An 18,746-nucleotide genomic window follows, 5' to 3' on the forward strand; every position below is an offset into this window, starting at 1 on the left:
AAGTATGCGGTACTTGCGGTTGCAGTCATTGGGTGTTGCCGTGAAGTGCGAACACTACGAATTGGTGACGGTGAGCCGCTGTTCTCGTTGGAGACTGGTTCCCGACGATGTGGTGATCGAGTGTTCGGCGGCCCGGACGAAGCGAAGTCGGTGTCCGGGTCGTAGCTGTGCGACGATCGGGAGGTCCTCGGTCGACACCACGGCGATCACCGGGTAACCACCCGTCGGCGGGTGATCGGCGAGGAAGAGGATGGGCTTCCCGTTGGGTGGGACCTGCAGTGCGCCGGCCACCATTCCCTCACTCGGTAGTTCGCCCCGCCGGCTGCGGTGCAGGGGGCCGGGGCCGTCGAGCCTGGCGCCGATTCTGTTGGTGTCGTTGGTGATCGACCATTCTTGTTCGAGTAGTGCTCGGATCGAGGCGGGTGTGAACCAGTCGTCTCTGGGGCCGAGATGCACGCGCAGGGAAACGGGGCTTTCCGGTGGCACCGGAGGGGGAATGAAGTCCTCCGCGGGCCAGTCCGCCATGTCGGTTCCGACGAGGAGTTGGTTCCCGGGTTCTATCGGGTCGGGACCGAGTCCGGCCAAGATGTCGGTGGACCTGCTGCCCAGCACTGCGGGGGCGTCGATTCCGCCGCGGACGGCCACGTAGGTGCGGAGCCCGGCGTCCGGAACGCCGATCTCGAGAACGTCGCCGGTGTGCAGGTGCAGCATCGTGTAATCGGCGACGGGCTTCGAATTGACGGTCACGGTCGCTCGCGCGCCGGTGACGGCAACTGTGGTCGAGCCGACCGAACGCAGCGCCAACCCGCCCACGGTTGCTTCGAGAGTTGCGGCATGAATCTTGTTGCCTACGAGTCGGTTTGCAGCATCGTGTGAATCGCGGTCGACGGCACCGGACTCGCCCACGCCGATCGCAGCGCTGCCCGGCCTGCCGCGGTCCTGAACCGTGGTGAGGGCGCCTTTCCGCACTACTTCGAGCCACGCCATCGCTCGATTGTCCCGCATCAGGGTGCGTACCGAAAGGTGTTACACGGCGTGAAAGCGCACGGTGACTCCGGGACGCAGCAATGCTGCAGGGGTGCGATCCGGGTCCCACATCTGCTCGTCGGTGCGGCCGATCAACTGCCATCCACCCGGCGAACTACGCGGATAGATGCCACTGAACTCGCCCGCCAGGCCCACCGCGCCGGCGGGCACGCTCGTGCGCGGCTCGGATCGCCTGGGAACGTGTAGACGTGTGTCGCCCCCGGCAAGGTAGCCGAATCCGGGGGCGAATCCGCCGAAGGCGACGGTCCACGGGGTGCCCGAATGTACAGTGATCACCTCGTCGGTGCTCAGGCCGGTCAGCTCCGCGACCTCACCGAGGTCGGGGCCGTCGTAGTGCACCGGGATTCCGATCTCCTCGGCGTCGCTGTCACCGGTTGCCCTGTCGGGGGTGGTGGACCGGACCCAGCGGACCACCTTGTCGTGCCCGATCGCCTCGGGGTCGAAGCGCACGAGCACGGTTCGTGCGGCCGGAACCAACTCCCACACTCCGTCGGGCCGGGTGCTGTCGAGCGCGCGGTAGTGGGCCAGAGTGGCATCCAGATCACCGAACTCTGCGAGTACCGCGGCTGCACCGACTTCGAGGAGTTCCATCACACAAACGGTGTCACGTCGATGCCTTCGGCGTCCAGAAGGTCACGGACGGCTCGTGCCATGGCGACCGCGCCGGGGCTGTCGCCGTGCACGCACACCGATTCGGCGGGGGAGTGGACCGCGGTGCCGTCGACGGCTTCGATCGTGCCGTCGGTCACCAGCCGGCGAACCCGCTCGGCGGCTGCGGCGGGGTCGTGGATGACGGCGCCCGCCTCGCGTCGAGACACGAGAGTTCCTTCGGGGGTGTAGGCGCGGTCGGCGAACGCCTCCGCGACGGTGCGCAGACCTGCGTGTTCCGCTTCCACCAAGAACACCGAGCCGGGCAGACCGAGGACGGGGAGGGTTTCGTCGTAAGCGCGGACTGCGTCGACGACGGCACGGGCTTGCGCGCGGTGATGGACGATCGCGTTGTAGAGGGCGCCGTGCGGTTTGACGTAGGCGACCGCGGAGCCGGTGGTCTGGGCGAGACCGTCCAGTGCCCCGAGCTGGTAGATGACGTCGGCGGTCAGGTCGGCGGGTGCGATGTCGATGAAGCGTCGGCCGAAGCCGGCCAGGTCGTGATACCCCACCTGGGCGCCGATCCGCACTGTGCGTGCTGCCGCGGAACGACACGTGGTCAGGAGGGTGGACGGGTCGCCCGCGTGGAATCCGCACGCAACGTTGGCGCTGGTGACCACGTCGAGGAGGGCATCGTCGTCCCCGAGGGTCCACGCCCCGTAGCTTTCCCCGAGGTCGCTGTTCAGATCGATGGCCGCCACGTACTCGATCCTAGAGTGCATCTGAAAACTCCAGGTCGGGATCAGACGCCACGGGAAAGTCGACGTGACATCGTGGCGATCATCGCGATGTGGACCATCGCCTCATGACGGTCGAGTCGGGTCGGCGAGGTGACCCGCGTAGCCGCTGTCGGCCTACACCAACTCGATCGTGGAGAACTTCTCCCGCAGTGCGCCAGCAGCAACCCGTTCGAGTCCACCGAGCCTCCGGTTCCGCCCCGCGAGCTGGACGACCTGCCCGTATTATGAAGGGAACCACCCGACCCGTTGCTGGCGAACCAAGTATGAGAGGAGCCGAAGATGACCGACGTCAACACCAAGGTCGTCCGGCAGAAGCTCATGCAGACCGCGGTCCTCGACAAGATCGATCGCGGGCATCTCTCGGTCGACACCGAGCAGGTGTACCGCAGCCTGCGGACCGTCCGCCAGCGAGTCAGCGGCGGCCCGCTCATGAACGGGTACCTGGACCGCTGGGAAGAACTCGTTCACGGAAACGACATCGACGGCATCCGCCTCATCGTCGCCTCCGACGACGAGACCGGTACCGAAATGCGGAACCTGTCACCGTTGTCGGTGCTGCTGAGCGAGGGCGAACGTCTGCGGGTTCTCGATGACCTGCGGGGCCGGCTGACCGGGTGAACCGGGAACAACTCGGACGCGCGATCAAAGCTGCCTGCGCACATCTCGACGAGACGCGGGCCAAGGACCACGAGTTCGTCGCGGCCCTTGTCGACGGCGGCATCGTCACCGCCGACGAGATCGTCGGCCGGATCGATCGCTGCGGCATCGACTGGCCACCGACCTACACCCCGAATAAGGATCTCGCCCTCGACCGAGCCCACAGGTGGCTGACCAACAGGCGATGACGATCATGACCTATTCCCAGGGAGGGCATTCGCGGTCGCATTTGACGGCACGGCCCATGACGATCTCGCCGTGCTCTTCGTGACGCTCGCTCAGGTATGCGTAGGCGCTGCGGGGGAGTCGGTGACGATCCTGCCCGTGTTTGCGCGCCGAGACCGACCGATCAGGCGGCAGGCGATGTAGATCACGAATGAGATCGCGGTGACGAAACTCGAGACGGGCACGCCCGGCGCGAGCGAGAGCAGGATTCCGCCGACGGCGGCGATCTCGGCGAAGACGATGGACAGAACGGTCGCCCGCAGTGGGCTGGCCGTCACGTACGCGGCTGCGGCAGCGGGGGTGATGAGCAGGGCCATCACCAGCAGTGCCCCGACGATCTGTACACCCAGCGCGGCCGTGATGCCGACCAGTACGGCGAACACGATGGACAGTTTGCGGACCGGGACGCCGCGGGCCTCGGCGACCTCCGGGTCGGTGCTCGCGAACAGTAGTGGGCGGTAGATGAAGATGATCGCGCCGATGACGAGGACAGCGCACAAGGCCAGCAGTTCGAGTCCGGTGCTGCCGGGGGCCACGATTTGCCCGACCAGCAGTGAGAAGGCGGAACCAGTTCTGCCCTCGTATGCCCACATGAACAGTACCGACAGGCCCAGGCCGAAGGCCATGATCACGCCGATAACCGAATCGCGGTCGCGGGCTTTGGCGCCGAGCAAGCCGAAGAGCACGGCCGCGACCACCGAGCCGGCGATGGCGCCGAGGCCGACGCTCGTGCCGATCAGCAATGCCGCCGATGCACCGGTCAGGGACAGCTCACTGGTGCCGTGGACGGCGAACGACATCTGCCGACTCACGATCAGCGGTCCTATGACACCGGCCAACAAACCCAGGACCGCACCGGCGATCAACGCTTGCTGGACGAAGTCGTACTGCAGCAGTTCTACGGTGGTCGACACGTCGAACATCCGGGAGAGGGCTTCGCCGAACTTGCCGTTCATCCGTGATCCTCGTCTGTGTGGTGCACGCCTTCGCCGGGGCGCAACCCGCCTGCGCTGCCGAGCGCATCGATGGCGTCACCGGTCCCGACCACCACGAGTCGGCCGCGCACATGCAGCACCTCGACGTCCGTGCGATACAGCTCCGACAACACCTCCGACGTCATCACTTCCTCGGGTGTGCCGATCCGGAACTGGCCGTCGACGAGGTACAGGACCCGGTCGACGAGCGGCAGGATCGGGTTGATCTCGTGGGTCACGAAGAGGACTGCGGTGTCGTGGGTGCGGCGACGGCGGTCGATGAGGGAGGACACCAGATGTTGGTTTGCCAGGTCCAGGCTCAACAGCGGTTCGTCGCACAGCAGGATCTTCGGGTCGCCGACGAGGGCTTGCGCGATGCGGAGGCGTTGTTGTTCGCCGCCGGACATCGATCCGATGGGTGCGTCTGCGAACGCTTCGGCACCCACCTGGTGGATGGCGTCGTCGACGATCGCCCGGCGCGAGTGGCGGCGGAAGATGCCGGTGCCCCAAAGGTGGCCGTCGATGCCGAGCCCGACCAGGTCGCGGCCACGAAGTGGTAGTCCGTCGTCGATCGACTTCTGCTGTGGGATGTAGCCGACGTGCGCGTTTCCGGTGCGGGCCGGTTCGCCCGCGATCCGGGCAGTGCCCGCGCCCAACGACAGTTGTCCGAGCAGAACCTTGAGAAGCGACGTCTTGCCGGAGCCGTTCGGTCCGAGGACGGCGATGAACTCTCCGGGCCGCACCTCGAGATTCAGATCGTTCCACAGCGTGCGGTCGCCGAACGACAACCGCGCATCCGTCAGTTCCAGTGCGGGTGCGCGGTCGGGGGCAGGGGAAGGTGTGGGGGGTTCTGTCACGAGAAGGTCGGTTCTGTTGGCTGAATCATGCAGGGGTTTCGAGCGCTTCGGCCAGGGCTGTGGCGTTCGCGGTTTGCCACTGAATGTAGTCCTGGCCCTCGGGCAGGGTCTCGGTAACTTCCACAACCGGAATCGACGACTCTTCGGCGGTGCGGCGAATGTCCTGAGTGACGCGGTCCTGGGTTTGGACGTTGTAGATCAGTACTCGGACCTGGTGGTCCGTGAGGATGCGCCGAGTGTCGGCGATCGCGGCAGGCGCGGGCGCATTGCCCTCTTCGATCGCGCTGGTGAACTCTTCGGGTGTCAGGTCACGCGCGCCCACCGATTCGAGGAGGTAGTGGGCGAGGGGTTCTGTCTGTGCGACAGGGGCGCCGGGGTGGGCCGCGGCGATACCGTCCGTGATGGCGGTGATGTCCTGCAGGTCCGCATGGAATGCGTCGGCCCGTGCGCGGTACCCGTCGGCGCCGGCCGGATCGAGTTCGGTGAGCTTGTCGGCGATGGCGCTTGCGGTGGCGTCGACCGTCGGGACGTCGAACCACACGTGCTCGTTCACGGCACCGTGTTGGTGGCCGTGATCGTGCCCGGCGTGGTCGGAGTCGGAGTGCTCCGACTCGGAGTGGTCGTGCTCCGCATGATCGTGCCCGGAGTGGATGCCTTCCATCAACTCGAACGCGTTGACGGTTGCCCCGCCGGGGCCGGCGGAGTCGAGTATGTCGTCGACGAAGCCGTCGTAGCCGCCGCCGTTGTAGACGAGCAGCGAGGCGTCCGAGATCTTCGCAGCATCGAGGGGGCTGGCCTCGAACGAATGCGGATCGGCCGACGGCTCGTCGATGATCGAGGTCACCTCGATCCCGTCACCGGCAATGGCTTGGGCAACGCTGCCCCACACGTTGGTGGAGGCGACCACTGTCAGCTTGCCGTCGTCTGGTGACGAGCCGCAGGCCGTGAGGGTGAGTGCGGCCACCGACGCGGCGACCATGATCGTCGCGGCGCGTAGGCCGGTGGCGACGCGTGCTGAAACCACTGAGAACTCCGAACCCGCACTAATGCTATTGGAAACCGTTACCGTTGCACATTAGCGGATTCGTGCAGGTAGCGCACTCCTGGGTCGGTAGCCTGGCATCAACGCGAAGTCGGACGACATGCGGACGTCACGACGTAGCGCGCCCACTCACAGGTCGAACGAAAGGGGACGGCGGTGAACAGGCTCGACGACAAGAAGGTCGTCATTACCGGAGCGGCGAGCGGTATCGGCCGGTCGGCTGCGCAATTGATGGCTGACGAAGGCGCGCAGGTACTGATTGCTGACCTGCACGAGTCGGCGGCGCAGGAGGCGGCTCGCGAGATCCGCGATGGCGGGGGCGCCGCGGTCGGGGTGGGTGTGGACGTGATGGACGAGGCGTCGGTCGCCGTGATGATCGAGCGCGCGGTCGCCGAGTTCGGTGGCATCACCACGCTGTGCAACCACGTCGGCGGCAGTGATCCGAAAAAGGACCTCGACCTGCTCAGGCTCGACCTCCACGAGTGGGACCGGGCGATGACGCTCAACGCGCGCAGCACCGTGGTGGCCTCACAGTTGGCGATCCCGCACATGATCGAGGCAGGCGGCGGGTCGGTCATCAACACCGCCTCGGTGGGGGGACTTCTCGGCGATTCGCTGCAGTGCGCGTACGGGTCGGCGAAGGCAGCGGTGATCCGGCTGACGCAGTACATCGCGACGCAGTACGGCCGCCAGGGGATCCGCTGCAACGCGGTGGCGCCGGGCGCGATCATGACGCCGGCGTTGCGGGACAACCTGCCCGCAAAGGTGGTCGCCGACATTCAGGGGGCCAACGCGTTGGACATGCTCGGTAGCCCGGAGGATATCGGGTACGCAATGGTCTACCTGGCATCGGACGAGTCCCGGTACATGTCGGGGCAGACGCTGGTCGTCGACGGCGGGTTGACCGCCCAGAGCCCGCTCGCTTCCGCTCGCCGTTCGATGGTCGGCGACTGAACGGGTGCGAGTGTAGGAGGCCGGTGGTCGACGTTCGTGCCATCACCGGGCCGAGGTCGCAGCGTTACCAAAAGACGATGCCGGGTCAACCGTGTTCCGTCCGACTCAGCGGAATCGAGGTTGGTGACCGTGTGTGCGGTACTTCTCGGGCTCGTCGAGGGCGCAGTCGCGTAGGACACGCACGAGCGGTGTCGTCCGTGTTTTCAGAAATACCAAACTGAAATTGCTCGAGGGTGCGTCGTCGAGGTCGAGGAAAGTGACGGCGGTGTCATAGCCGAGTCTTTCCCTCACCTCGGGTTGGATGTAGTAGTCGGTTCGCTGACACTTCAAACGCATGAGAGCTTCGTCCGAGCCGAATGTCGGACCCTTGGTTCATGCTGAAACGGTGCAGATGAACCACAATTTCGGGAGGGCTTGAGGATGGAACCGAGAACCGTGACGATGATCGCGATACTCGCGGTCGTAGCTTTGGTCGGGATGTGGCGCTGGGACCACGTGACACGCCGTCGGCTTTCGGGTGAACAATGCAAGGACCTCGCGCAGGCGCTGTCTGCAGAAGTATTCGAGTTGTCTTCAGGACCGGGGCATTACGTCCGCCTTCATCCGAATCTGCAGAGGGACCTGGGTTCGATGAAGTTGATCGAGCTGGCCCGGTGGATGAATGGGAACGGCTATACAAGGACAGTCGAGGGCTGGGGATTCGTCCAGATTCTGTTGGGGCTACCGCCGACAGCCCTAACCCTTACTCAGCGCGAGTATGACAAGGCGCTCGCTGGACTTCACAGTTCGAACGTCGTACACGGTGACGGCCATATAAATGTTGGGGGGATCCAGGTAATTGCTGACGGAGACGTCTACTTCGAAGGCGACATGCTCATGGAACTGGCGTGTGCTGTCCGCCGTGAGGCAACTGGGCTTGGTGGCCTGGACTGCGCAGAGGCCATGGCGGCCGCCGATGCCGTCGAGTCTGCCGCCAACGGCGACTTGGATCAGGATTCGCCTCGGTTCCGGGGTGCGATCTCCTGGCTGAAAGAGCGCGCGAGCCAGGTGACCGTTGGAGCAACTGGGTCCGGGGTGTGGGCAGTTACTGCGGACTTGCTCGCGCGAATGGGGCTGTAAGCGTGGCGGCAAAGCTGTGGACCCGACGCCACTCGGCCGAATCGGGCGCTTCGTCACGACCGGACGCCCCATCCACTGGCTAGCGACAGAGCACCACGAGATGCCACGCTTGCCCGAAGAACGTGAAGGTGGCGAGGTTCGCCGCCACGCGTTGTACGGGCGAAGGGAAATCAGGCCGGAGTGCATCTGTGGCGTTGGCCTCCGTGGTGATCACTGGTTGGCTCGGTGTGGGGTGGCCGACGTTGGTCGTCGTCCGCAAGATTGTTTGTCGTCACCCTTGTCTACATCGGTCGGTGGTTGAATTTACCGACTCCAAGGTGCAGGCCAGTCGTCGAACTCAGCTACGTCCTCCCCCTCTATAACGAGTGTGTACAGGGCTTCTTCTGGAAAGTCGCCCAGACGAATCAGTAGCGACTGGTTACCAGACCGGCTTCGATAAGGGTGTGTAGCGTCGCCGGTCGACTCCCAGTGGAGCGGTTCGTTCAGGATGGGGTGTGTCAAAGTCAGCCGCCTCCCAGCAGTCGATTGTTGACTTCAGCATTGGTCCGATTCGAGCTTCCGATGATGTATTCGTAGATCTCGTTGCCGGAAAGACCCTTTTTGCCAGCTTTCTCGATAAGTTGATCGAAGGTGGGCCCGTCCGGATTTCCGTAGACTTGCAAGTCGCGGGCGCGCAACTGCTCGACTTCGATCGGGTCGGCCATCATTCCACGCGCTTGCACTCTCGCGTCGTGACGAATCTCTGCCGCCATTTGCGCACGCTCTTCGAGTGGGATGCCAGTATCAGCCCACCCGCGGTTCAGGTCGGGAATCGACGACACCTGGTCGTTGTACCACTGACGAACCTCCGCGTTTGTCTTCGGCTCGCAGGCGTCGGGTGTGAGCCCGAGCGGGTCGGTCCAGCCGGTGGGGTTGTGGGGGTAGGTATTCGGGTTCGCGGCCGGTGCGAGACCAAGCGGGTCTTGGGTGGTGTAGCGGGCGGTGGCGGGGTTGTAGTAGCGGTGCAGGTTGTAATGCAGCCCGGTTTCGGTGTCGTGGTACTGCCCGGGGAAACGCAGCGGCGTGTCCACGCCCTGCCAGGTGGTGCGGCCCCACAGGTCGGTGGTGGCGGTTCCGGCCGATTCGGCGGTATCCGGTTCGATCAGCTGGACGGGGGTGCCGACGAGGTCGGTGATGATGGCATAGAACTCGGTGTCGATCTCGGCTTGGCTGGTGGCCTGCGTGATCGGGGTGTGCGAACCGGGTTGGTAGTTCCACCGCATGGTGGTGTCGGCGCCTGTTTGTTCGACGAGTGTGGTCCCATCCCAGGTGTAACGGGTCAACTCGGCAACATCACCGCCCTCGTCCACACGCGTTTTGGTGGTGCGCCGGCTCAGCGCGTCGTACGTGTAGCGCCAGCGCTGCCCGTCCGGGGTGGTGACGTCAACGAGTTGATCGAACGCGTTGTACCGGTAATGCCAGACGTCCGGGGCGTGGGAGAGCCGGGTGGTGGTTTTGCGGATCAGCCGCCCGGCCTCGTCGTAGTGGAACCGGGTGCGACCATCGCGAATCAGCAAGTTCCCCCGGTATTCCCGCCGATCCGAGACGTCAGCATTGTCGGTGACGGTGCTGTTGGTGATGTTGCCGAGGCGGTCGTAGCCGAACTGCTCGGTGGGGGTGCCGTTGTGGGAGACGGTGGTGATGCGACCGGCAGGATCGAGGCTGTAATCGCGGCGCAGCACCCGATCAGCGATGGCGACCGCATCGGAGGTGGTGGTGTGGTTGGTGAGGTAGCCGTCCGCCCGGTACGCGTACGCATCCTCACGCAAGATCTGCGGCGGCTGGGCAGGGGCGTCGTCGAAGTCCAGGCTCAGCGACGACGCCGGGTGCGCGGTCACCGTTTGGGCGGCCAACTGCCCACGGGCGGTGTGGTTTCGCCGGACGTCGAGTTCGCCGATCCGCCAGCTGTTCAACACCCCACGCGGGTCATGATCGAAGGTGAGCCGGTGCCCGTCGGTGGTGAGCGCCGACAGTTGCCCTGCCGGATCCCACTGCCATGTGGTGTCGCCGCCGGTCGGCGACAGGCGTCGGCTGCGGCGGCCCGCGAAATCGTGTTCGAATCGCATGGCGGGTTGGTCGTCGACGGTCTGGGCGACGAGTTGCCCGGTGACCGTGTATTCGAAACCAACTGTGTGGATGCGGTTCTCACCGTCACTGGTGACCGCGTTCGTGACACGCCCGGCCAGGTCGTGACCGAACTGCAGATGTTCACCCGAATCGGCGTGAATGTCGGTGAGCCTGCCGAGGATGTCGTAGGTGTTGCGGCGGGCCACCCCGGTAGCCGGGGTCACCGACGCCACCCGCCCGGCCCTGTCGTGGTCGTATGTGGTGGTGGCTCCGTTGACATCGGTCTCCGAAACGAGGCGCCCAGCACGGTCGTACCGGTACGACCAGGTGGCGCCGAGAGGGTTGGTGACCGCGATCAATCGTCGTTCGGTGTCCCACAGATATGAGGTGACGCTGCCGTCCGGGTCGGTGCGCGCGGCCAGCAGGTCGAAGTCGCCGTATTCGTAGCTGGTGACGGCGCCGCCGGTGTCGGTGTGGGTCAGGAGGTTTCCTTCCCCGTCGTAGACCCATGACTCGCCGGCCCCGTCCGGATGGGTGCGGGCAAGGAGCTGCCCGTCCGCAGACCAGCGGTAACCGGTGACCGCGCCGGTGGGGTCGATCACCGCTTCCGGTCGACCGAAACCGTCCCGCACGATGCGGGTCACGGCGCTACGCGGATCGGTGATCGACACGGGTAGGCCGGCGTCGTCGCATTCGATGAAGGTGGTGGCCCCGGTCGGACCGGTCACCGACGCCACCGTCCCGTTCGGGTGGTAGCTGTACTGGGTGCGGGCGCCGGCAGCATCCGTCACGGCCACAAGGTTGCCGGTTTTGTCCCATTCCTGACCGGTGACGGTCCCGTCTGCGCTGGTAATGGTCGACGGACGGTTCGGGCCGGCATAGTCGATGGTGATGGCGTTGCCATCAGGGCGGATGATCCGCGCGACGTCCCCGTCCTCGGTGTACAGATATCGCGTGAGCGCCCCATCTGGGGTGACCACGCGCAGCGGTTCGCGCCGCGAGTTGTAGTCGGTGTGGGTGTGGCAGCCCGCCGGGTCCACCACATCCCGCAGTCGCAGGTCGTTGTCGAAGCCGTGCGCGGTGGACGCACCGGTCGAACCGGTGACGATGGTGGTTCGTCCGGTGCCGTCCGCGGTCGCCTGGTAGTCGAACCGGCAGTCCATGATCCCGGCCGTGCCGCGTTGCACGGTGACGCGGCCGGCGTCGTCGTAGGTGTTGAGCATCTGGTTGCCGTTGTCGTCGAGCCAGGACAGCATGCGTCCGGCGTCGTCGTAGGCGTAACGGGTGGTGCCGCCTACCCCGTTGGTGACAGCGGTGAGATGCCCGGCGTCGTATGCGAATCGGCGGACCGGGGTGAGTTGCTCACCGTCCTTCACGGACAGCGCGGTGATGCGTCCTCCCGCGGTGCCGAGGAGTACCCGGTACCCACCCGAATGCGAGATTTCCGTCGGCGCCCCGTCTGCGTCGTAATGGAAACGGATGCGGTTGCGGTGCCGGTCGGTGATGGCACTGATCGACAGGTTGCCGAGCGCCGAGTCGAGTCCGCCCAGTTCGGGTTTTGGCGCGAAATGCCAGGTGAGGTTCCGGTCCGGGTTGTGGACTCGGTAGCCGCCGGTGTCGGTGCGCGAGAGCGGCCACCGCTGCCCCGAATCCGGGAGTACCGGGGTGCCGGCCTGCGGGTGGGCGTAAGTGAGCATCACCCCGTCCTCGGCGAGCAGGGTCACCCCCGACTCCTCGACCACGACGCGCATGTCGATCGTGGCCGACCAACTCGGCCCGAACCAGCGGCCGAACCGATAGCCCGACCGGTGCCGACGCCCGAACGTCAACGGCAGCACACCGGGCAGCGTCAGATCCGTTTCCGGAAGCAGGAACTCACCCGTTGCGACGTCGACCGGGTCGCCGCCTTCGCAAATCTGGTTGCTCGTCTGGTTGACATCGCACCCCGCTTCGTCGGCGGCCTCGCGCACACCCGCATCTGCGTCCGCCCACTCTTGCTGCCCCGGATTCTCACCGGTATCGGGACTGCCGGGTTCAGGGGTGTCGACATCCGGCCCGGTTGGATCGCCGTCGGTACTGTCCGGGTCCGGGTCGGAATCCGGCTCAGTGGACGGCGAGGTGTCTGGGCCTGAATCGGCGGTGTCGTCGGTGTCCGGGGCTTCGCCGCCGGAATTCGGTTGCTCCCCGACGGTGTCGGCTTCGGGGGCAGTCGGGTGGGTGCCCGGCGCCGTGTCCGACACCGTTTCCGACGGTTGCGGTTGGCCCGCCTCGACACCGGTCGGCTGTGTGCTCGGCGCGGATTCCGGTGTTGCGTCGACGCGTGGGGCATCGGGTGTGGGTGCGTCGACGTTCGGCGCGTCCACCTTCGGCATCTCGGGTGTGGGAAGGTGCCGCCCCAGGTCCGACACCGTGTCGCTCATTCGCGAAACATCGCCCAAATCTCCGGCCATGTCCGCCACCCGCATCCCCGCACGGGCCGCCGCGACACCACCACCCGCACCACCGGTGGCCAGCGTCAGCGCCGCATCACCGGTGAGGCTGCCGAGGAACTCGAACGGATTCTTCCGGGCATCGTCGACCATCGCCGACACCATCGCGCCCGGATCGGCGGCGGCCACCACCAGTCCGGTCTTGAGGTCGGACATGGCGGTCTGATACTCGGCCGGATGGGTTAGGTTGTACACATCCGCCGGGTTCACCTGGCGGGCGAACTGCACGATGCCGGTCACCCCGGTCACCAACCCGGTGGTGAAGCTGAGGCTGGCGTGGTCCGCGATGGCGTCGAGGTCGGAAAGGTTGGCCGCCCAGCGCTGCGTGAACGGTGGTTCGGTGGGAGCCGACGCGGTTGCCTGATCGAGGGCACCGGCCACCTGCCCGGCGGCATTGTCCCGTTCGATCCGCGCACCGCGCAGAATGTCCCGCGCCTCGGCGTACATCGCCGTCCAAGTGTCGACGAGAGTGGTGGCTGCCCGTTGTTCGCTGCTCAGCGCGTTGTAGGTGGCCTTCTTGGACGCCTCCTCCCGCTCCGCCTGCTGCCATTTCGCGATGGCGTCGGCGGCCTTGCCCTGGGCGGCCTCGACGGTGTGACTCCACGTGGTCAAACTCTGCCCGGCCGTAGTCATCGCATCCGCGGCGTCGTGCCACAGACCGGGCTGCTTGTCGAACACCTCGTTGAAACCGTCGGCGGCCTCCCCCGACCAGTCGGCGGCGTCGACCGTGCGCAACGCGTCACCCGTCGACGAGATGCCGGTGGACAGCTCCGTCAACGCGGTGGTGGCCTCGGTGATGGCGGCGGGGTCACCGAGAATCAGCTCGTCCGGTTGGTCGGTCTGCCCGAGTTCACGTTCGTCGACAGCGCCGCCGGTGAAGCTGGCCACCTCGTCACCGAAGTCGTCGAGCGCCTCGGCCACCGCGTCCGCTCCGAGATCACGCGCCACACCCGATGCCGCATCGAGACCGGAGTCGACTGCCTGCCCGGCAGCCTCGGCACCGCTCTCGACGGCGTCCTCGACGAACTCCCCCGCCTTGTCGAGCCCGCCGATCACATCGTCCCACCCGAACCCCATCAGTGTTCCCCCTGCGCGGCAGTGATGTTCGCGGCCTGTTCGGCTGCCCCGGTGTTGAATCCGCGCTCCGCGTCCACCCCGGCAACATCCGCGATCACCGGCGACACGTTCGCCAACGCCTGCGGCCCGACCTCCGCGATGACATCGTTGTTGGCCTGTATCGCCTCCGCCGACTTCGCGAAGGATTCCGCACTGTAATCGGCGTTGCGCACGTGGTTGACCGGGTTGTCGGCCAGGGTCTGCTCCCACGTGCGTGCGGCGATCTCCTCACCGCTCAGATGCGGATTGCCCGCCATATGAGTCCACACCGTCTTGACGGCATCCGACGTCTCCTGCTCCATGATGTAGTAGCGGCCCGCAGCCAGATCCAGCGTCTCCGCGATCGAGTTGCCGGCCTGCACCAAATGACGCACACCCCACGACCAGCGCTCCGCGAACTCCTCGAGACTCTTCTGCACCCCCTGGTCACCCGCCTCCAACGGGGAGAGCGCCAACAGTGAGAATCCGCGACCCGAGGATGCCGTCTCACCAATCCCCAATTCGGACAGGACATCGATGACCGCCGTAATGCCCTGCGCCGCCTGAACCAACACCTGCGGGTCCACCGCCAGCTCACCCATCACGCCCCCTCGTCCACGGCGGGCGGGAATGCCATCGGAGCCGCGCCGCAAATGTTCACCACCACCCCCGTCGGACGTGAAAGTGTGGGAATCAGATCATCCACGATCCGCCACCCGAACACCGTGTGAAACCTGTGCTGCACGCCCCGGTCACCGCGCGCCACCACATACTCGGCGTACTCGTACTCACTGGTGAACGCGCACACCCAATCGATACCCTCGACCTCACACGTCGGCACCCGATCGTCGCCGGTCAACGGCACGAACAACACCGCCTCGCGAAACGCCTCGGTCAGCGCAGCAGAATGCCCGAACCCCTGGTAGAACGCATCGATCTCCCCCAACAACATCCCGCAACGATCAGCTCCGCCGTCCATTACACCCCCGTCTGATCTCGCTTCCGGGAGTGTAGAGGCAAGTGGGACGTAGCGCACGTTCGGCTGCACCCGACCGGAGCGAGCAGCACCGAAAGTACTAGCGTTTCTCTATGCCCAGGTCACGTCAGCCACGCCGTCAGGCCACGTTGGCGTCCCTTGCCGCCGAGCTCAACATCTCGCGGACCACGGTGTCCAATGCCTACAACCGCCCCGATCAGCTTTCCCCCGAACTGCGTGAGCGTGTGCTCGAAGCCGCACGTCGGCGTGGGTATCCCGGCCCCGACCCGGTGGCTCGCTCGCTGCGCACCCGGAAGGCCGGCGCCGTCGGTCTCCTGCTGACCGAGGCGCTGAGCTATTCGTTTCGCGATCCGGCGGCCATGAGTTTCCTCTCCGGACTCACCGAATCCTGCGAAGTGGCAGGTCAGGGCCTGCTGCTGATCCCGGCCGGTCCGGGCAGAGAAGACGTGGATGCTGCCGTGGTCGTGCAGCAAGCGGGCGTCGACGGATTCGTCGTGTACTCCGTTGCCGACGACGACCCTTACCTCGCGGCCGTACGTGACCGGAATCTGCCGATGGTGGTGTGTGATCAGCCGCTCGAGATTCCCGGTGCATCACGAGTGGGAATCGACGACCGATCGGCAATGCGCGAGCTCGCCGACTACCTGATCGACCTCGGACACGAGAACATCGGTGTGCTGTGCATGCGACTCGGGCGTGACCGCGTCGACGGTGTGGTGACCGAGGAACGGTTGAAGTCGCCGCACTTTCACGTGCAGCGCGAGCGCATCGAGGGCGTACGAGACGCGATGGTGGATGCCGGACTCGACCTCGCCGGGTTCACCGTCGTCGAAAGGTTCCAGCACTCCCGCGATTCCGGGCACACCGCCGCCGCACAAGCTTTCCGCGCCGACCCGAACATCACCGCCCTCGTATGCACGTCCGACGTGCTCGCCCTCGGCGCGCTCGAATGGGCACGGTGGCAGGACATGGATGTGCCGGGCGCCCTGTCGATCACCGGGTTCGACGGCATAGGTGAGGCCCTCCGTGAAGGACTGACCACCATCCGCCAGCCCCAGGAAGAGAAAGGGCGGCGGGCCGGCGCCATGCTGATGTCGCCGCCGTTCTCGGGGATCGCCACCGTCGAGATGCTCGGCACCGAGTTGCTCCGCGGTCGTACGGCCGGACCTCCGGTCAGATCCTGACCCGGCTCAGGCAAGGAGTTGTGCGCACCGCAGCAGACCGAGATGGCTGTAGGCCTGCGGATGATTCCCGAGTGACCGTTCCGCGACGGGATCGTATTCCTCGCTGAGTAGTCCGGTCGGTCCCGCCGCATCCACCAGCTGGGCGAACAGCGCCTCGGCCTGCGAACGGGCACCGATCAGCAGGTATGCCTCCACCAGCCATGCTGCGCACAGGTGGAATCCACCTTCGGTGCCGGGTAGGCCGTCGTCGTGACGGTAGCGGTACACGGTGGACCCGCTGCGCAACTCGGCCTCGGTGGCGATGACCGTGGCCGCGAACCTCTCGTCGCTGGGGTCGATCAGCCCGGACAGACCGATGAACAGGGTTGCGGCGTCCAGGTCGGTGCCGTCATAGGCGGCGGTGTACGAGCGGACCTCGTCGTTCCAGCCCTGCTCCCGCACTTCGGTGGCAATCTCGTCACGCAGATCCGCCCATTCGGGACCGGGGGTGCGCCCGAACTCCGCGGCCAGCTTCAACGCCCGGTCGACCGACACCCAGCCCATCACCTTCGAGTACACATGATGGCGAGGGGTGTCGCGGATCTCCCAGATGCCGTGATCCGGTTCGAACCAACGCCGCTCCACCGCTTCGACCATGGCGCACACCAGTTCCCAGTCGCGGTCGCCGAGAGCATCGGTGATCCCCGAAGCTTTTCGGCTGTGGGCAAGGCTCGAGATCAGTTCGACGATGGGACCGAACACGTCCAGCTGCACCTGCTGATTGGCCGCATTGCCCACCCGCACGGGGCGCGACCCCGCGTACCCGGGCAGCGAGTCGATGACGGCCTCGGGTGGCAGGCTGGTGCCCGCCAACGTGTACAGCGGATGCAGACGTTCGGGGCCGGGGAGGGTTTCGAGCACATCGTGCACCCAGTCCAGGTAGTTCTCGGCTTCCGCGGTCGAGCCCACGCTGACGAGTGCCGATGCGGTGAGCGCGGCGTCGCGAAGCCAGCAGTACCGATAGTCCCAATTGCGGACCCCGCCGATCTCCTCGGGGAGAGACGTGGTGGCGGCAGCCATGATCGCGCCCGAGTCGGCATGGACCAGGCCACGCAGAGTCAACGCGGAGCGCTTCACGAGATCCGGTTTCAGCGGCGGAAGCGACAGGCCGTTCACCCAATCGCGCCAGTACGATTCCGATTCCTGTCGACGCTCGTCCTCGGTGCGTGAATGTGGACCCGAATCTTCTGTTCCGCAGCGCAATTCGAGTACGACGTCACCCTGCGACGGATCGACCACGGCCTGCGCACTCTGCTGCGCCCCGTTGGTGGTGACCGTCCACACCACACCGGGGGAGCGCAGCACGATCGGCTCGTTCGTGCCGTACACGCGCAGCCCATCGCCCTCGGCCTCGAGGTGGACCTGTCCCTGCCCGAACTCGGGTCGCGGCGCGAATGCCACCACCGCGGATGCTGTGCCGGTGATGACGCGGGTCAGGTCGGTGCGGCCCACTTCCACGTCGTGGGGCAGGTAATCGGTGACGGCCAGGCTCGCCCAGCGGGTCTGCACCGTCATCGTGCCGTCGATGTAGCGCTGACTCAGCGGCAGTGACGGGCGCTGCGGCGCAATCGTGAAGTGTCCGGCATCCTCGCCCCCGAGCAGGTGTGCGAACACTGCCGCGGAGTCGGGTTCCGGGTGGCACATCCAGGTCACCGTGCCGTCGGGGGTGACGAGGGCGACGGTCCGCGGATTCGCCAGCATCGTCAGCCGCTCGATGGGAGGTGCATGCGCCCCGGACAGCCACGTGCGCCGTTCCTCGAGCAGAAATGCAAGTGCCGCCGCAACGTCCTCGGTGCTGGCCACCCGGTACTCGGCCGCGCTTTCACCCTCACCGACCTTCACGCCGATGTCCGGCCCCTGAAGACGGCGAAATGCTTTCTCGTCCGTGACGTCGTCACCGATGAAGACGGCGGCGGTGGCGGCCTCCTGATGCCGAATGATGTCGAGCGCATGACCCTTGTCCGTCACGATGACGGCGAGCTCGATCACGGCCTTGCCCTCGGTCACCTCCACGCCTGTCCACGTGGCCGCCCCCGCACGGACGGCGGCGAGCGCCCGCTCCGCGTCGTCGGGCTCCGCCTTGCGGACGTGGAACGCAACGCTGGCAGGTTTGATCTCCACGCTCGTGCCGGCATAGATGACGGCGAGGCGTTGAAGTTCGTTGGTCACCTCGACGAGGAGTTGCTTGGCGTCCGCGTCGATGGCGTGCACGAACCCGACGTCGAACTCGGAGCCGTGACTGCCGACGAGATGCACCTCGGACGGCAGCCTGGACAGAGCCGCGAGGTCCTTGAGTGCGCGTCCGGAGATCACCGCCGCCGTGGTCGCAGACAATCCCGCCAGTGCCCGGAGGGCGAGCACGGATTCGGCGTGCGGAAACGCCTTCTCCGGGTCCGCCACGATGGGTGCCATAGTGCCGTCGTAGTCGGACGCGACAAGCAGTCGCGGTGTCCGTGCGGCCGTGGAGAGGGCACGTCGAAGTTCGATGGGCAGATCTTGGGCGCTCACTGTTCACAATCTAGGTGATCGAGCACGACGAGTCGCGGGATAGAGCGATGTGAATTGGCGAGTCG

Annotated in this window: 15 protein-coding genes; 5 read left to right on the top strand and 10 right to left on the bottom strand. The window is 66.0% G+C overall.

The genetic code is table 11. The annotated features are described in order from the left end of the window. Nucleotides 1-54 precede the first annotated feature (54 nt). Genes ACZI8Q_RS11105 through ACZI8Q_RS11115 form a run of 3 tightly spaced genes read right to left on the bottom strand, consistent with a single transcriptional unit; the run spans nt 55 to nt 2,396 of the window. Nucleotides 55-987, bottom strand: a complete 933-nt coding sequence (locus ACZI8Q_RS11105) for a 5-oxoprolinase subunit C family protein (RefSeq protein ID WP_463373586.1) — start codon at nt 985-987, stop codon at nt 55-57. Nucleotides 988-1,026: 39 nt separating this feature from the next. Continuing rightward, nucleotides 1,027-1,638 carry a 5-oxoprolinase subunit PxpB gene (pxpB, locus tag ACZI8Q_RS11110; protein ID WP_463373587.1) on the bottom strand — a complete coding sequence of 204 codons (612 nt, stop codon included), beginning with the start codon at nt 1,636-1,638 and terminating at the stop codon, nt 1,027-1,029. Continuing rightward, complete coding sequence (locus ACZI8Q_RS11115; RefSeq protein WP_463373765.1) at nt 1,638-2,396, bottom strand: LamB/YcsF family protein; 759 nt, start codon at nt 2,394-2,396, stop codon at nt 1,638-1,640. Before ACZI8Q_RS11115 ends, pxpB begins: the two co-directional genes overlap by 1 nt. 318 nt (nt 2,397-2,714) lie before the next feature. Between ACZI8Q_RS11115 and ACZI8Q_RS11120 the strand changes: the two genes are divergently transcribed. Together ACZI8Q_RS11120 and ACZI8Q_RS11125 are read left to right on the top strand one after the other, a co-directional pair. After that, the gene (locus ACZI8Q_RS11120; RefSeq protein WP_463373588.1) at nt 2,715-3,053 is read left to right on the top strand and encodes a hypothetical protein; all 339 of its coding nucleotides are present in this window, start codon (nt 2,715-2,717) and stop codon (nt 3,051-3,053) included. Further along, the gene (locus tag ACZI8Q_RS11125; protein WP_463373589.1) at nt 3,050-3,280 is read left to right on the top strand and encodes a hypothetical protein; all 231 of its coding nucleotides are present in this window, start codon (nt 3,050-3,052) and stop codon (nt 3,278-3,280) included. Before ACZI8Q_RS11120 ends, ACZI8Q_RS11125 begins: the two co-directional genes overlap by 4 nt. A 90-nt stretch (nt 3,281-3,370) precedes the next feature. On the opposite strand, the gene ACZI8Q_RS11130 is transcribed toward ACZI8Q_RS11125, so the two are convergent. Genes ACZI8Q_RS11130 through ACZI8Q_RS11140 form a run of 3 tightly spaced genes read right to left on the bottom strand, consistent with a single transcriptional unit; the run spans nt 3,371 to nt 6,127 of the window. Then, nucleotides 3,371-4,273, bottom strand: a complete 903-nt coding sequence (locus ACZI8Q_RS11130; protein WP_463373590.1) for a metal ABC transporter permease — start codon at nt 4,271-4,273, stop codon at nt 3,371-3,373. Then, nucleotides 4,270-5,148 carry a metal ABC transporter ATP-binding protein gene (locus ACZI8Q_RS11135; RefSeq protein ID WP_463373591.1) on the bottom strand — a complete coding sequence of 293 codons (879 nt, stop codon included), beginning with the start codon at nt 5,146-5,148 and terminating at the stop codon, nt 4,270-4,272. Before ACZI8Q_RS11135 ends, ACZI8Q_RS11130 begins: the two co-directional genes overlap by 4 nt. A gap of 25 nt (nt 5,149-5,173) precedes the next feature. Beyond that, nucleotides 5,174-6,127: a metal ABC transporter solute-binding protein, Zn/Mn family gene (locus ACZI8Q_RS11140; protein ID WP_463373766.1), complete on the bottom strand. Its 954-nt coding sequence runs from the start codon at nt 6,125-6,127 to the stop codon at nt 5,174-5,176. A 219-nt stretch (nt 6,128-6,346) separates the two neighbouring features. On the opposite strand from ACZI8Q_RS11140, the gene ACZI8Q_RS11145 reads away from it, so the two are divergent. Beyond that, a complete protein-coding gene (locus tag ACZI8Q_RS11145; RefSeq protein ID WP_463373592.1) occupies nt 6,347-7,144 on the top strand; it encodes an SDR family NAD(P)-dependent oxidoreductase in 798 nt (265 codons plus the stop codon). A 420-nt stretch (nt 7,145-7,564) separates the two neighbouring features. After that, a complete protein-coding gene (locus ACZI8Q_RS11150) occupies nt 7,565-8,263 on the top strand; it encodes a hypothetical protein (RefSeq protein ID WP_463373593.1) in 699 nt (232 codons plus the stop codon). Between the two features lie 503 nt (nt 8,264-8,766). Here ACZI8Q_RS11150 and ACZI8Q_RS11155 read toward each other — a convergent pair. The 3 genes from ACZI8Q_RS11155 to ACZI8Q_RS11165 are packed head-to-tail and all read right to left on the bottom strand — an operon-like array spanning nt 8,767 to nt 14,932. After that, the gene (locus tag ACZI8Q_RS11155; protein ID WP_463373594.1) at nt 8,767-13,935 is read right to left on the bottom strand and encodes a putative T7SS-secreted protein; all 5,169 of its coding nucleotides are present in this window, start codon (nt 13,933-13,935) and stop codon (nt 8,767-8,769) included. Then, on the bottom strand, nt 13,935-14,555 hold the full coding sequence (locus tag ACZI8Q_RS11160) for a hypothetical protein (RefSeq protein WP_463373595.1): 621 nt from the start codon (nt 14,553-14,555) through the stop codon (nt 13,935-13,937). Before ACZI8Q_RS11160 ends, ACZI8Q_RS11155 begins: the two co-directional genes overlap by 1 nt. Then, nucleotides 14,555-14,932, bottom strand: a complete 378-nt coding sequence (locus tag ACZI8Q_RS11165; protein WP_463373596.1) for a hypothetical protein — start codon at nt 14,930-14,932, stop codon at nt 14,555-14,557. Before ACZI8Q_RS11165 ends, ACZI8Q_RS11160 begins: the two co-directional genes overlap by 1 nt. Before the next feature lie 110 nt (nt 14,933-15,042). Here ACZI8Q_RS11165 and ACZI8Q_RS11170 point away from each other — a divergent pair, with 110 nt between their 5' ends. Next, nucleotides 15,043-16,134: a LacI family DNA-binding transcriptional regulator gene (locus tag ACZI8Q_RS11170; RefSeq protein WP_463373597.1), complete on the top strand. Its 1,092-nt coding sequence runs from the start codon at nt 15,043-15,045 to the stop codon at nt 16,132-16,134. Nucleotides 16,135-16,140: 6 nt separating this feature from the next. On the opposite strand, the gene otsB is transcribed toward ACZI8Q_RS11170, so the two are convergent. Continuing rightward, nucleotides 16,141-18,681: a trehalose-phosphatase gene (gene otsB, locus ACZI8Q_RS11175; protein WP_463373598.1), complete on the bottom strand. Its 2,541-nt coding sequence runs from the start codon at nt 18,679-18,681 to the stop codon at nt 16,141-16,143. Nucleotides 18,682-18,746: the final 65 nt, after the last annotated feature.

This window comes from Rhodococcus quanlei, assembly GCF_055231015.1.

Bases quoted from the DNA above. Each gene is read 5' to 3' on its own strand.
- ACZI8Q_RS11105 (WP_463373586.1), bottom strand. From the start codon at position 987: ATGGCGTGGCTCGAAGTAGTGCGGAAAGGCGCCCTCACCACGGTTCAG.
- pxpB (WP_463373587.1), bottom strand. From the start codon at position 1,638: ATGGAACTCCTCGAAGTCGGTGCAGCCGCGGTACTCGCAGAGTTCGGT.
- ACZI8Q_RS11120 (WP_463373588.1), top strand. From the start codon at position 2,715: ATGACCGACGTCAACACCAAGGTCGTCCGGCAGAAGCTCATGCAGACC.
- ACZI8Q_RS11130 (WP_463373590.1), bottom strand. From the start codon at position 4,273: ATGAACGGCAAGTTCGGCGAAGCCCTCTCCCGGATGTTCGACGTGTCG.
- ACZI8Q_RS11140 (WP_463373766.1), bottom strand. From the start codon at position 6,127: ATGGTCGCCGCGTCGGTGGCCGCACTCACCCTCACGGCCTGCGGCTCG.
- ACZI8Q_RS11150 (WP_463373593.1), top strand. From the start codon at position 7,565: ATGGAACCGAGAACCGTGACGATGATCGCGATACTCGCGGTCGTAGCT.
- ACZI8Q_RS11155 (WP_463373594.1), bottom strand. From the start codon at position 13,935: ATGGGGTTCGGGTGGGACGATGTGATCGGCGGGCTCGACAAGGCGGGG.
- ACZI8Q_RS11160 (WP_463373595.1), bottom strand. From the start codon at position 14,555: ATGGGTGAGCTGGCGGTGGACCCGCAGGTGTTGGTTCAGGCGGCGCAG.
- ACZI8Q_RS11165 (WP_463373596.1), bottom strand. From the start codon at position 14,932: ATGGACGGCGGAGCTGATCGTTGCGGGATGTTGTTGGGGGAGATCGAT.
- ACZI8Q_RS11170 (WP_463373597.1), top strand. From the start codon at position 15,043: ATGCCCAGGTCACGTCAGCCACGCCGTCAGGCCACGTTGGCGTCCCTT.